This is a genomic window from Rheinheimera sp. (genome assembly GCF_037442525.1).
In the GTDB taxonomy this organism is placed as follows: Bacteria; Pseudomonadota; Gammaproteobacteria; order Enterobacterales; family Alteromonadaceae; genus Pararheinheimera.
Genome location: NZ_JBBIQD010000009.1, coordinates 87153 through 101462 on the forward strand (window position 1 = coordinate 87153; position 14310 = coordinate 101462).

Genomic DNA, 14310 nt, shown 5'->3' on the forward strand with positions numbered 1-14310 from the left:
ATAAGGTTGACGATTTAGATGGGGCTGGTACTGGTTTTTGAATTGATAATGCTGCTGACGGCCGCCTGTGCTGCACTGATGGCTGGCTGGTTATGGTGGCATTCGCGCTACCAGCGGTTATTGGCTGGGCTGGCCGGTTTTGGCGCCATGATGGCATTCTGGTGTCTGGGGCATATTTTTGTGTTGCATCAGCAACCTGTGCTTGGCAGCAGCCTGCTGCTGGCCAACCCCTTGATGCCGACCTTCTTCCTGCATTTTGCCATTCAGTTTGTGCGGCAGGGGTCGCCGGACAGTCCCTGGCTGGAACGACTGTCGGCGGCGATCGGCTGGTTGTATTTTACCTCTGTGCTGGTGATCCTGCTCAGCCTGAGTCTTGGGGCCAGTGAACTGGTACCCGGTGCTGTGTTGCCTGTGGTCTTTGTGTTCAGCGGCTACGGCTGGCTGAACCTGCTGTACACAGTGCTGCTTGGCGTTGCCGCTCATGCGGTGCTTTGGTACGGCTGGCGTCATCACAGTGGCAATAAAAAACGCTCTATTGGTGCCATGTTTCTGGCGGGTGGCTGGGGTTTACTGCTGGCCACCAGTTTCGTGTTCCCGTCTTTTGGTCTGGACTGGTTTCCGTACCCTATGCTGCTGTTGCCCACGTACCCGGTACTGCTGGTGTATGGGGTGGTGCGTTATCAGATGCTGGCGGCCAATGCGATAGCCAACCGGGCTTTGCTCTGGCTGGTGATGAGCCTGCTGTTGCTGCTGGTCATAGCACTGATCAGTACGGTGTTTGGTCAGCTGGGGATGCAGACGCTGGCGACAGTGCCCGTCTGGCAACTCTGGTTGTATTCCAGCCTGGTGTTGCTGTTGACCGCCGCTTGTTACCGGCCTGTGGCCCGGCTGGCGGAGCGGCTGATTTACCCGGGGGCCCGGCTGGACCAACAGATCTTGCAGCGCTGGCAGTTGCAGCTGGCCAGCGCGGCTGACTGGCAAGAGCTGGCTGCTACGGCGCAGCAGCTGCTGACCAGCCAACTGGGAAAAGCCGTGCTGGTGCAACTGGACAGGGTGCAGGCCGGTGACGGCGATTTGCGACTGACGGCGACGCAGCAGCAGGGGCACTGGCAGAGTCTGGTTAGGGGCGATGAGGAGCTGACACCAGGGCTGCGGCTGGTGGTGCAGGTGTTTGCGTCCCTGCTGCAAAGCCGCTGTGCCACTCTGCAGCAAAGCCTGCAGCTGGCCGACACGGAAAAGCAGCGTTTATCGTCGCAACATCTGGTGGAAATGGGCGCGCTGGCGGCTTCAATGGCGCATGAACTGCGCAACCCGCTGAATATTATTTCGATGGCGTCGGCCGGTGTTGACTCTGAATTACGTGGCCATATTCAACAGCAGTTGAAGCGGGCAGACCGGCTGATTTCCGACATGCTGGTGTACTCAGGCCGGCTGGAGCTGAATTATAGCCAGGTGCCGCTGCGGCCTCTGATCGAAAGCCTGCTGCAGCAACTGGACTGGCAGCAGGTGCAGCTGAGTTTACAGGTTCCGGCTGAACTCTGGCTTTGGGCCGACCCGCACCGCTTGCAGCAGGTGTTGCTGAACCTGCTGGACAATGCTCATGCCTTTTTACGCAACCAGCCGGATGCCAGGCTCTGCATCGAAGCACTTGAACTGCCGGGGCAGGTCAGGCTGCGGCTGCATAACAACGGGCCAGCGCTGGACCCGGCCGTGTCGGCCCAGCTGTTCCGGCCTTTTATCAGCAAAAGGGCCGGCGGCAGTGGCCTGGGCCTGGCCATTATTAAACGTATTATTGACGCCCATCAGGGCCAGATTTGCCACAGGGCTGATTTGGGCTGGGCTGTGACATTTGAATTCAGTTTACCTAAGGAGCCTGCCGATGTTGGCTAAAGGCAAAGATGCAGCCGCCAAAGTGCTGATCGTGGACGATGAACCGGCGTTCCGGCTGCTGGCCGAGCGGTTTTTACAGCAACAGGGGTATCAGGTGGTCAGCACCGCCAGTGTGGATGAGGCTATGGTTCAGCTGGGGCTGTTTGACGCCGATTTAATTTTGCTGGATTTAGCGCTGCCACCGCATTTTGACCCGCAGCAGACGCTGAACCTGGTGCCACAGCTGGCCAGTCGGCCTGTGATTATTCTGACCGGCCATGCCGAGCGGGATTTAGCCTTAAAAGCCATCAGTCAGGGGGCTTGGGACTTTATCGCCAAGCCCATAGATCCGGATTTACTGGCGGTGGTGGTGAAACGAGCTGTCACCAAACATCAGCTGGAAAAAGAGCTGCAGCAATTGCGTCAGGCCGCGCCGGTCAGTAGCCCATTACCCAGCCTGGCCGGGCATTCCGCTCATATGGAAAGTATCCGCACCCTGGTGCAGCGTATTGCGCCCACTGAGGTGCGGGTGCTGGTGACCGGGCCGTCCGGTACCGGCAAAGAGGTGATTTCCAAAGCGCTGCATCAACTGAGTAACAGAGCAGACAAAGCTTTTGTGTCGGTGCACTGCGGTGCTATTCCGGCGGAATTGCTGGAAAGTGAGCTGTTTGGTTATGTCAAAGGGGCTTTTACCGGGGCAGATAAAGACCGCCAGGGCCTGCTGAAGCTGGCGGACTGTGGCACCCTGTTTCTCGATGAAATAGGTGAAATGCCGCTGCCGATGCAAGTGAAACTGCTGCGGGTGTTGCAGGAAGGCAGCTATTACCCTGTGGGTGGCCGCGAGATGCAACATATTGATATCCGGCTGATTTCTGCCACCAACGCCAACCTGCCCGATTTGGTCCGGCAGGGCAAATTCCGCGAAGATCTGTACTACCGGATTAAAGGCGTCACCATGGAAACTGTAGCCTTGGACCAACGGCGGGAAGATATTCCGCTGCTCATTCGCTTTTTCCTGGAACAGCTGAAAGAGCAGCAAGGGCAGGCTTTTGCGCTGGAAACCGGAGCTATGCAGTGGTTTTTGCAAAAACACTGGCCCGGCAATGTGCGGGAGCTGAAAAATACACTGGAAAGTGTGGCGGCTATTGCCCAGCAGGGCGTGATCCGGCTGTCGGATATTCAGTTGCTGCATCTGGACAGTCAGGGCGGTGGCGCCGACACTGAAGTGGTGGACAGCGCCTTATTGGGTGGGTTGGATGAACAGGTCAAAGCGCTGGAAATTCGTTTAATCCAGCAGGCCTTGCAGCAGCATTCCGGCAATAAAAGCCAGGCGGCCCGTACTTTGGGCATTTCCCGTCAGGGTTTATTAAAAAAACTGGAACGTTATGGTTTAAGCCATACAGGTGTGGACGATTAACTTTCACCAGCCGAAGGGGGAGCCTATGACAGACAAAGAATTATCAGAGGCGCTGCAACTGAAATGGCAGCAACAGGTACTGATTTGCCGGATCCAGGGTGCCTGGACCCAGGCCGTAACCACAGAGCTGATCCGGCAGGTACAGCAACAGGTGCAGGGCTTTGGCGACAAAGCCTGGGTGCGGGTGATGGATATGCAGCACTGGACGCTGGCTACCCCGGATGCACTGGCGCAAATGCAGCAGTTTATCGCCTGGGAAGACCAGCATGGTTGTGTGCTGCGCTGTTTTGTTGGCTTAAACGACGTGCAGCAACAACTGCTGGATTTTAAATACGACAACAGCCATAAGCCCTTGTATTTTGGTCATATCGACACCGCCACCAGCTATGCGCGGCAACTGCTGCAGCAGCGTCAGGGGCTGCCTCGAAGCTAACTAGCCTTTGGTCGGTTTTTAGTTTTTAAGCAGCCTGCCTGAGCCATTCTCAGTGGTCGTTCCCGCTTCTATGATTTTTATAAATCAATGTCTTAGTCTTTTTTTTCGTTGAGTGTCGATTAATTTATGTTCTGTAATAAAAATGCAATTTATATCAATAAGTTGGTGCTGGTTAAAATTAAGTCAACGCGAAAAATAATCCCAATATAATCACTGTTTTATGTAATTTATTGCTGTAAAAGGTAAAAAAGTTCTTGAAGTGTTTTTTTTTGTTAGTGATATTTTGTTTTTGGCAACTTATTTACCTGTTTTGGTTTGTCTTTTTGTTGCATTGGAGTGGTTGTGTCACAAGGATTGTTTCGTCAGTCAGCTATTAAGCATCAGTCTGCCCGCCTCGATGGTGAGGTGGTGATTGCCCAACCAGTCTCGTCCAGTTTGTTGACCGCTGCTTTGCTCGCTGTTGTGACTGTCCTGGTACTGTTTCTGTTCTGTGCCTCGTTTGACCGCAAAGAAACAGTCTCAGGTTATTTGAAACCCAGCACAGGTTTGGCCAAAGTCACTGCGCCCCGCACTGGGGTGGTCAGTGCTGTGTATATTGAAGACGGGCAACAGGTAGACGCCGGGCAGAAATTGTTAAAAATTTCTGTGCAGGACCAACTGGCTGAAGGCCAAAGCCTGACAGCACGCCTGCTTGAATCTTTAGTTCAGCAAGAGCTGTTACTACAGCAACGCCAGCAGCAAAGTGAGCGGCAATACCAACAGCAACAGGCCGAGCTGCACTCCCGTTTTGCATCCAGCGAGCAATTGATCCGCGAAATTAACAAACAACAGCAAATGCTGCAGCAGCGGTTGCAGCTAAACCAAAAACGTTATGCCGACTACCGGGCCATCAGTGAACAGGGGGCTTTGACTCAAGGGGAACTGGACAACCAAAAAGAGCTATTGCTGAACCTGCAACAACTGCTGGCAGAACAAAATGCCAGTGAGCAGGCTCAGCTGAACCTGGTGCAACAAATTCAGGGGCAACTGGCACGTTTACCGCTGGAACAGCAGCAACAGCAGGCCGTGCTGGCCGCAGAGTTATCAAAATTACAGCAGCAAAAAACTGAATTGCAGGCTCGTGGCGAGTTAGTGCTAACAGCTCCGGTGGCAGGGCGTGTGACCAATTTAGTGGCGGAACTGGGCAATAGCATTAGCGCAGCAGTACCGTTACTGACAATTTTGCCGGAGCAGGCGGAATTATTAGCGGTGTTATTGGTGCCAACCAGAGCTTATGGTTTTGTTCAACCTGGGCAACAGGCACGGTTACGTTTTGATGCCTTTCCGTACCAACGTTTTGGCAGTTATCAGGGGCAAGTGATAAAAACGGCGCAGGCTATCGTGCTTCCAAATGAAGTGGATATGCCTGTCGCCGTGCAAGAACCAGTGTACCGCGTTGAGGTGCAACTGGAGTCACAACAAATCCGCGCCTTTAACCACAATGTTCCGCTGCAATCGGGCATGTTGTTAAGCGCAGATATAGTGCTGGAACAACGCAGCCTGATGGCCTGGTTGTTTGAGCCTATCTTCAGCCTGAAAGGGCGACTGTGAGAATCACCTAATACTGGTTGTATATGTCGAGCACAAATATTGATTTGCAAGCTAAAGTTAGCTTTCGAGAGACGCAGGTCCTTTTTATGATTTTAGATGGCTTCTCGAATAAAGAGATCGCGAAGAAAATGTATTTGACCGAAAGAACTATAAAGTTTCACTGCACCAATTTGTATAAAAAACATGGAGTAGAAAATAGAATTCAGCTCATATCTCTACTTTTTAATGAATTAAAAAAGGAGTCTCTTAGTGGTGATTGATAGAAATGAAGCTGTGCGTGATGCAATTAAAGTTTTTTGTTCATTATATGGCGTGTCTATTAACAGCATTATATTGTATGGATCGTATGCGACAGGAACTGCTACGGAACGTTCGGATGTTGATGTTATATTGTTAGATGATGGATATGAACGTGGTATAAGGGTTCAAAAAATAATTAATGGTTTCCACATGCAAGTCGCCATAATGCCTTCAATACAGGCCATTAATTTTTTATCCGACTCTCAACTCGCAGGGCATCCATATTTTCCTATTAGCTTTGATATGTCGGTAGTGCTTTTTGATAAATTTGGGCTTGGTAACTATCTAAAAGAGAAAGCCGGTTATTTTATTGCTAAGGGCCCGAGGGGATATAGCGATAGCAGGATAGAGATGGTTAGGGTTGGGCTCGTTAACTATCTTAATGATGGTAGTTTATCTAAATATGTTGGTGAAACCAAAGTGGAGAAAATATTGTGGTCTTCAAAGGTTGTAAGATCTTGTGAGGATTTGATTCTATATAAGCATAATGATTGGGTTAACTATAATGAACGTTTGAAATCGAAAGTTATGAATGAAAAATACGCTAAATTTAGGCTGGGTTTACATTCTTCTCTTGATGAGTTTTTGAATGATTTTGACTGTGTTAGATTTTGCGAACGAATTAAGGTTGTTATGAGTGGTCTTGTATCTTTTGATTGGGAAACTAATGAAAGATATCATTCTGATATTGTATAACTGTACCTTGGTACAGGTTCTATTTTGTTCTAATAATGATACTTTTTTCTTGCGCATTAATGGTGATGCGTCCATCTAATAAGGTGTTATTATTTATGAATTGCAGAATTAAAGAACTGACAGTGGATGAAATTAGTAATGTTTCTGGAGCAGGAAATACAGGTGCTGTTATTGGTGGCACAGTTGGCGTTGTCGCTGGCACTGTGGGGGGCGTTGCTGCAGGGCAGTTCATTGGTGGGGCTATAGGTTCTGTATTCGGTCCGGTAGGCACTATCGCTGGAGTAGCTATTGGTGGCGCTATTGGCAGAAGTTACGGTCAAGGACTTGGTGGTGTATTTGGCGGCGGCATTGGTAGTGCAATTGGTGACTACTTTTTCAGCTAGAGCTGAACTTAAATAACAACTTTGTGGCATATCAAATGATATGCCATAAATGGTGGTGATCTTGAATATATATAAAAACTATTACCTGATATCTATATTTTTGTTTTTTTCTCAGATTTTATTTTGCATTTTGTATGTTTATGATAATGGGTTTGATGACGCATTACTTCATTCTGTCGTGGGAGGAGGGGTTGTCTTTTCTTGTTCATTTCTGCTTCAGATTAGAACTGAGCTTGAGTCAGGTCGTTCATTTAAACATGATTCATCTTTTCTATCCCTTCTGCTCGGTAAGGTATTTTTCTATGTAATAGTAAGCTTAGTTTTCTATTTGTATTTCTCTTATATTTTTCTACAGCATTTTGCTTCTTGGGTCTATATATCCTTTTTTGCAATAATTGCTCAAGGGCTTGTAATTTGTTTTAAAAAGTAGATAAAAATGGTTTTACTTTGAATTGCCTCTTACAAGGTTGCTGTCTTTTTAAGCAAGTGAATTAACATGATTTACCAATCCGAAGCCGCTGAATGTGGTTTAGCCTGTATGGCTATGGTGGCCAATGATTATGGTCATCAACTTGATCTGACCACCTTACGTAACCGCTATAGCGTATCGCTAAAAGGCGCTAACTTGCAGCAGTTAATGCAACTTGCTGGTCAGTTGGGGTTGGCGCCCCGTGCCTTAAAACTGGATTTGGCCGATTTAAAAAACCTGCGCCTGCCCTGCATTTTGCATTGGGATATGAACCATTTTGTCGTACTGAAAAAAGTTAGTAACACAGGCATTACCATTCTTGACCCTGCGATGGGGGAGCGTGTTGTTGCCTTGGCTGATGTGGACAAATCCTTTACCGGCGTGGCATTGGAGCTTAGCCCCACTACTGAATTTCAAAAAATTGATGAACGGGTTAAGTTGGGCCTTACGGCTTTTTGGAGCAAGGTGCAGGGCCTGCTGCCGTCCCTTGTTAAGCTGTTTATTTTGTCTTTGTTGTTACAGCTTTTCGTATTGGCTGCACCTTATTACACTCAGCTGGTGGTGGATGAAGTTTTAGTCAGCCACGATACGCCGCTGTTGGTGGTGCTGGCTTTAGGTTTTGGTTTATTGATGCTGGTACAAACCCTGACCCAAACCTTAAGAGGTTGGGTTGTGTTGCATTTAGGTTCTGTAATGAGCCTGCAAATGGCTACCAATTTATTCCGGCATTTATTGCATTTACCGCTGAGCTTTTTTGAAAAACGCCATATGGGCGATATTGTCTCGCGTTTTGGTTCACTCAATTCAGTGCGAGAGCTATTAACCACCAGCCTGGTGGAAGGTGTGATCGATGGCGTCATGGCTATTACTGTATTAGTGATGATGTATTTATACAGCCCACAACTGAGCATGGTGGTGCTGACCGCCGTGGTAATTTACGCCCTTATTCGCGCCATTTTGTACCGTCCTTTGCAGCAGCGTACTGAAGCCAGCATAGTGGCCAGCGCCAAAGAGCAAAGCAACTTTATGGAAACAGTGCGTGGCATGCAAAGCATTAAGTTGTTTGGCCAGCAAAGCCAGCGCTTAAATATCTGGCAAAACCGTTATGCCGATGCAGTCAACCAAAACTACCGGCTGGGTAAATGGCAAATCTCTTACAGCACTATTAACCAGCTACTGTTTGGTGTTGAAAACACGCTGGTGGTGTATCTGGCTGCCTGGGCTGTATTGGACGGCAGCATCAGTGTGGGTATGTTGTTTGCGTTTATGGCTTACAAAAACCAGTTCACCAGCCGTATGGCAGCACTTATTGATAAAGTGATTGCCATTAAAATGACCCGGTTGCACTTAGATCGTTTGGCTGATATAGCGCTGACAGAAAAAGAGCAGGAAGGCGAAACCGCGCAGCAACGGGATATCAGCGGTGCTTTTAGTTTAAAAGACGTGGCCTTTCGTTATGCCAGTAACGACCCTTTGTTATTTAGCGGCTTAAATCTTGAAGTTAAAGCGGGCGAAACTGTGGCTATTATTGGCCCTTCAGGCACCGGCAAAACCACTTTGTTAAAACTGATGTTGGGCTTATTGCCATTAGAAGCAGGCAAAGTAGAAGCCGATGGGGTGGATATTCGGCATTTGGGCTTACGGCATTACCGCCAGCAAATAGCAGCTGTGATGCAGGAAGATGCCTTGATGTCGGGCACGCTGGCAGAAAATATTAGCTTTTTTGACAGCCAAATGGATATGCAAAAAGTGATGGCCTGTGCTCAGTTGTCTGGTATTCATCAGGATATCACCGCTATGCAAATGGGCTACAACGCGTTAATTGGCGATATGGGCAGCAGTTTATCTGGCGGTCAGAAACAACGGGTGTTATTAGCCCGCGCTTTATACCGCCAGCCAAAAATTCTGTTTATGGACGAAGCTACCAGCCATTTGGATATTCAGCTGGAGCATTATGTGAATGAAGCCATCAGTAAGTTGCCGATGACACGCATAATTATTGCCCATAGGCCTCAAACCATTTTAAATGCCGACCGTATTATTCAGTTGCAGCAGGGCCAGCTCACCGATGTGACTTTGGCGTATAAGCAGCAGATGATGGCAAAAACGGCTTAAGCGGGTGCGACAGCGCACTGCATTGTTGGCTTCAACTAGGTGCAGCGGCAACTGCTGCAGCAGCGTGGGCGAAGCGGACTCATCAGTGGTGACAAAGAAAATCAGGCTGAAAGTTAAAAATTTGTCACTTAAGCAGCCAATCCATTAAAGTACAGTTCACAGTGAACAAGGATTGGAAACTCAGGTGTCAGAAGTTCAATTAGCCGAAAACTCAGCGGTGGCATCTGCTGAAAACCTGCCGGATGAGCAGCCACTTTACCCGCATTCAGTTCGGGCTGAACAAAGTCTGAAAAATATGCTCGGTTTTAGCCGGCACCTGTTGCTGAAGCATCCCAGCCTGGCGCTCACCTTATTCTATTTATTGGCAAGTTCATTGGGGTTGTTTTTAACCGTTGAGCTGCTCAGCCGTTTTGATTTCAGTATTTTGCCTTACCTGGAACTGACGGATTTTTTACTTGCCGCCATCGTGAATCCCCGTTCTCTGGTGATATCAGCGTTATTTTTCCTGCTGTATTTCTCGCTGATTGTGCTGGATAAAAAATGCCGCCAGTGGTGGGCCTGCTATGCCTGGGCCATGGAATGGAACCAACGCATGACCAGGTGGATACCCATGTGGCTGTCAGCTGTCTTCGGTGGTATGGCTTATCTTTACTTTTCAGGTTTGGTTGCAGCTCAGCAGATTTATCAGGATATCCAGGACAAAGTCAGCCCTGAATTCAGCCTGAGCCTGATTTACCCTATGAACCCAGGTGGCAAGGAAACCCGGATGCTACAGCCGGTACAGCTGATTAGCCGCACCAGTGGCTATTTGGTGTTGTATCACGAAAAGCAGGTGATGTTGATCCCTCATGCCAATGTGGCCGCTTTTGTGCCACTAAAAAAGGCGGTGCCAGTACCTGCCGCGAAGCTTGCTGCAAGCGCGCCTGAGTCGGGCAAAGCTGCTGATACAGCAACAGCTGTTGCACCGGAAAAGGAACCAAAAAAAGCAGCCTGAAGGCTGCTTTTTTATGACGAAATCAATCAGGCCGGCCTGGCGTAATCCAGCGGGTCGTCCAAAGGGATCACAGGTTCAGGTTCGGCCATACTGGCGTAATAGCCTTCAAACAGCACTTTTTCCAGCGCCTGCACCATGGCTTCGTTGATAGGCAGGTTGCGGCCACCCAGCTCGTAATCGATTTGCCGCACCTGCTCTTTGCCGTTGCGGATCATAGGCGGAGGGTCGGACTCCAGCGCAATCAGGCTGTCTTTTAAGGCCTGTGGGTGGTCAGCTTTAATCACTTTGCAAACCGACAGCTCCACCTGGCCTTCACGGCCTGTATAACCGGCAGCGCCAAATAATCGGCAAATAGCCGGACGCTGCTGGTACACACCACACTGGCCTTGTTTACCGTCTTCGGAAAAGCGCTGATAAAAAAAACAACCTGGTTTTTCATGTTGTTGTAAGGCTTCCAGCGTTTGTTCTGCTGTGCCTTCGTCATACAACCTGATTGCCAGCGGCAGCATTTCCAGCACCGAGGCTTCAATACCGGGGTGCAGACAACATTCACCACAACCACTACGACAAAACAACTCGCGCTGACGCTGATAAGTGCTGTAGGTGTCACTGATCTGCTGGTACACAACGCCGAGCTGCTCCGCTAAACCACGCAGCCGCTGCATAAATTCTCCGAAGAAAGGACCCCGGAACTGGGGTGGGCGCTATTGTAATGAGGGCGAATTCTAGGCCGCAAGAGGGCATTGAAAATATACTTCCCCCGTCGTTCCTGGCGCTGCAGCTTTATTGACAACTCCAGCTCGCCCCAGTCACATAGGCTTGTCGCCACGCTGCAACGCCAATCTACCCTGAGGGGGCCTTGTCGTTTGTGTACAAAGGCTGGGGTTTGGCGATGCCATAGCCCTGACCGAAGTTAATTCCCATATCGGTCAGATGTTTAGCTATTTCCTGGCTTTCCACAAACTCAGCCACTGTCTGAATATCCATGACTGTGGCTATGTCATGAATGGATTGCACTATGGCACGATCAAAGGGATCTTGCAGCAGGTCACGCACAAAGTTGCCGTCAATTTTGATGAAATCGACCGGCAGGTTTTTCAGGTAGGAGTAAGAAGAAAAACCTGAGCCAAAGTCGTCCAGGGCAAAACGGCAGCCGCAGGCGCGCAGGCTGGCCATAAAATCCAGCGTATGCTGCAGGTTCAGGATGGCCATGCTTTCGGTAACTTCAAAGCAAATTTTATGGTACGGAATGCGGTAACTCTGAAAGAGTTCCAGCACATAGGCTTTAAACAAAGGGTCGGTTAAGGAAGCGCCGGACAGGTTGATATTGCAGAGCCACAACTGCTCCAGATGTGCCGGCTGGCTGCACAACCAGCGGAAATACTGTTTCAGCACCCAACGGTCAATTTGTGGCATCAGGCCGTAGCGTTCGGCCGAAGTTAAAAAACTGCCGGGTGGGATCAGGCTGCCATCCTCCAGTTGCATGCGCAGCAGCAATTCATAATGCAGGCCTTTGTCCTGATGTTGCAGCGCCTGCACCTGCTGGCTATACAAGACAAACTGATCCTGTGCCAGCGCCTGGCGCAGCTGTTTCAGCCATAACACCTCTTTTTGGTGCTTTTTCAGCTCATCATCGTCCGGATTAAATAAATGAATACGGTTACGGCCTTTTTCTTTGGCAACAAAGCTGGCGGCGTCCGCGCGTTTCAGCCAATGTTCCACATTGGCTTCATCCGGCAGTTTTTCCGCCATGCCAATACTCAGGCTGACGTTAAAGACGCTGTCCTGCCAGATAAAACGGTATTCTTTGGCGCTATCCAGCAACTGATAAGCCACTGCAAAGGCCTGTTGGCTGTTTTGGCCTGGCAACAATACCGCAAATTCGTCGCTCTCCAGCCGGGCCAGCACGCCACGCCCGGCCAATACCCGCAGCAGTTGGTTACTGAGCTGACAAAGCAGGGCATCACCTGCGGTATGGTCACAGGTGGTGTTGACCAGCTTAAACTGGTCAATGTCCAGATAGAGCAGCACTGCACTGGAGGGTTGCCCCAGCTGCAGCTGCAGTTGCCCCATCAGGTAGTGCCTGTTGTATTGCGAGGTGAGGCTGTCATGGTTGGCCAGATAATCCAGCTGCTCTGTATTCCGTTTCTGTTCGGTGATATCAATGATGGAGCCATGCACGTAAGGCGTCTGGTCTTGGTCGTGCACAGACAAACGTGCAGACATCAGTGCCCAAAAAGGGGTGCCATCAGCCCGCAAACCTTTAATTTCAAAGTTCTTATTACCGTCATGCTGCAGTTGTTGCAGCATACGTTGCCGGTCGGCCGGGTTGGCATAATAGCGGCTCATACTGCTGCGGCTGACATCGGCTTTCATCTGCGCCAATGAGTCGTACCCCAGGATTCTCAGCAAGGCACTGTTGGCATTGATCAATTGACCATCGGTGGTGGAGGTGAACATTCCCTCCACGGCGTTGTGGAAAATATCATGGTATTGCTGCAGTTGTCTGAGTTGCGGGTTGAGCACAGGGGCAACTTGCAGATCCCGTTGCTGCTTCAGCAGGTTATAACTCATCAGCGCCATACTGCCGGTGACGGCCATCAGTAACAGAGCCTGCCAGGATTGTTTGGCCGGCAGGTAACCGGTTTGCGACAGCGCCAGCAATAAAATACAGCCAAAAAATAAAAACCAGCCAAGTGCAAAGGCCTGAGCGGCACGGCCTCCACGCAGTGCATACCAGCAGGCAAAACACAGATTCACCAGCACAGAAAAACCAACGCTGGCCAGCAGTAGCCAGTACCTGTCGGTATTCGATAAATACAGCGGGCTGAACAGCAACAACATAGCGCTGCACAGGCATAAAGCGAAACTGAAACGGCCCAGCAAAAACTGCGGTTTCTGGATGACCGCCCAGCTGAACAGGCTTAAACAGGCCAGTGTGCCACCTGTGGCGACGTACAATATGGCCTGGTTAATTTCCGGATAACCAGGCCATAACAGCGCAAAAGCCAGACCATTCAGAATGGCCAGTACCAAAGCACTGCCAAAAAAGAAACCGGAAAAATACAGATAAATGGCTTCGCGGCTGGCGGCAAACAGAAACAATTTATAAAAGGCCATCAGCAGCAATACACCACACAACAAGCCGTCCAGAATGTTTTTGTACAGCTGATCCAGCACAAAATCCTGTTGTTGCCAAAGCACCAGTTGCAGCGGCACTATGCCTGCGTCCAGCACGCGGATAAACACATCCACTTCCTGGCCGGGTTCAAAATGAAAAGCAAAAGCAAAACTACGGTAAGGCAGCCCCCGCTCCAGAAAGGGCACTTGTGAGCCGGTGCGGTGCAACAACTGAATTTCATTGCGGCTGCGGTCATAACTGTAGACTTCGACCTGATCGGCCAGCGGAAAGTCGTAGTGCAGAATGGTGTCAGCCGGGCTTTGGCCCTGATAGGCCAGCCGGGCAAATAACCAGACCGCCTGTTGGGTGTTGATTTGGCTCAGGCCGGTTTCACTCAATAGCCGAAAACCGTGGTGCCGCTCCGGATCCGACACCAGCTCTTCCAGCCGGGTTTCCGTGTCGGTTTGTTGCATGTAGAGGCTAGGGCTCAGGTCCAGCTGGGGCTGCTGTTTGTCAAACCTGGTCAGCTCGGCAAAAAAAGCCTGACAGGGTGATACCAGCGCTAGCCCTGCTAACAGGCTGAAAAATACGACCCAGCTTTTGTTCAATTAAAACCCCGTCAGTTCCAACTGTCTGAATAGATTGGCTAATTCAGACAATAGCATGGCTGCTGCCGCACTGTCAGCGCTGACCCAACAGCTTTCGCTGTTATCTTCGTAATGCAGGGTAAAAGCTTCACCTGCATAACGCAGTTGCAGTTCGATCAAATCAGCACCGTACTGCAGCTCAAGAGGGCTGATGGCAGTGCCAGCGAACCAGGCTTTGCACTGCAGCCAGTGTTCGAACCGCAGTGGCTGTAAAGGTGTCAGGTAAATCTGTGCATTTAACTGCGGGTATTGCACAATAAAACTGTTTTTTCTCAT

11 protein-coding genes are annotated in these 14310 nt (G+C 49.8%); 8 read left to right on the forward strand and 3 right to left on the reverse strand.

From position 1 onward, the window contains the following. Positions 1–18: 18 nt before the first annotated feature. The 8 genes from WKJ03_RS13500 to WKJ03_RS13535 all read left to right on the forward strand — a co-directional run bounded on the left by WKJ03_RS13500 (position 19) and on the right by WKJ03_RS13535 (position 10266). Positions 19–1890, forward strand: coding sequence for an ATP-binding protein (locus tag WKJ03_RS13500; protein WP_337842744.1), 1872 nt, complete (start codon positions 19–21; stop codon positions 1888–1890). Further along, complete coding sequence (locus WKJ03_RS13505; protein ID WP_337842745.1) at positions 1880–3286, forward strand: sigma-54 dependent transcriptional regulator; 1407 nt, start codon at positions 1880–1882, stop codon at positions 3284–3286. The genes WKJ03_RS13500 and WKJ03_RS13505 overlap by 11 nt, the downstream gene beginning before the upstream one ends. 25 nt (positions 3287–3311) lie before the next feature. Then, positions 3312–3719, forward strand: coding sequence for a hypothetical protein (locus WKJ03_RS13510; protein ID WP_337842746.1), 408 nt, complete (start codon positions 3312–3314; stop codon positions 3717–3719). A 342-nt stretch (positions 3720–4061) separates the two neighbouring features. Then, positions 4062–5309: an HlyD family efflux transporter periplasmic adaptor subunit gene (locus tag WKJ03_RS13515; RefSeq protein WP_337842747.1), complete on the forward strand. Its 1248-nt coding sequence runs from the start codon at positions 4062–4064 to the stop codon at positions 5307–5309. Positions 5310–5558: 249 nt separating this feature from the next. Continuing rightward, positions 5559–6305, forward strand: a complete 747-nt coding sequence (locus tag WKJ03_RS13520; protein WP_337842748.1) for a nucleotidyltransferase domain-containing protein — start codon at positions 5559–5561, stop codon at positions 6303–6305. Between the two features lie 65 nt (positions 6306–6370). Next, a complete protein-coding gene (locus WKJ03_RS13525; protein ID WP_337842749.1) occupies positions 6371–6688 on the forward strand; it encodes a hypothetical protein in 318 nt (105 codons plus the stop codon). 496 nt (positions 6689–7184) lie between these two features. Then, on the forward strand, positions 7185–9272 hold the full coding sequence (locus WKJ03_RS13530; protein ID WP_337842750.1) for a peptidase domain-containing ABC transporter: 2088 nt from the start codon (positions 7185–7187) through the stop codon (positions 9270–9272). A 184-nt stretch (positions 9273–9456) separates the two neighbouring features. After that, on the forward strand, positions 9457–10266 hold the full coding sequence (locus tag WKJ03_RS13535) for a hypothetical protein (protein ID WP_337842751.1): 810 nt from the start codon (positions 9457–9459) through the stop codon (positions 10264–10266). Positions 10267–10292: 26 nt separating this feature from the next. On the opposite strand, the gene WKJ03_RS13540 is transcribed toward WKJ03_RS13535, so the two are convergent. From WKJ03_RS13540 to WKJ03_RS13550, 3 genes are all read right to left on the reverse strand, one after another. Continuing rightward, positions 10293–10931 (reverse strand): YkgJ family cysteine cluster protein, encoded by a 639-nt coding sequence (locus WKJ03_RS13540; RefSeq protein WP_337842752.1) that lies wholly within the window; start codon positions 10929–10931, stop codon positions 10293–10295. Between the two features lie 178 nt (positions 10932–11109). Beyond that, positions 11110–13995: an EAL domain-containing protein gene (locus tag WKJ03_RS13545; protein WP_337842753.1), complete on the reverse strand. Its 2886-nt coding sequence runs from the start codon at positions 13993–13995 to the stop codon at positions 11110–11112. Further along, a complete protein-coding gene (locus WKJ03_RS13550; protein WP_337842754.1) occupies positions 13996–14310 on the reverse strand; it encodes a DUF3630 family protein in 315 nt (104 codons plus the stop codon). It lies immediately after the preceding gene.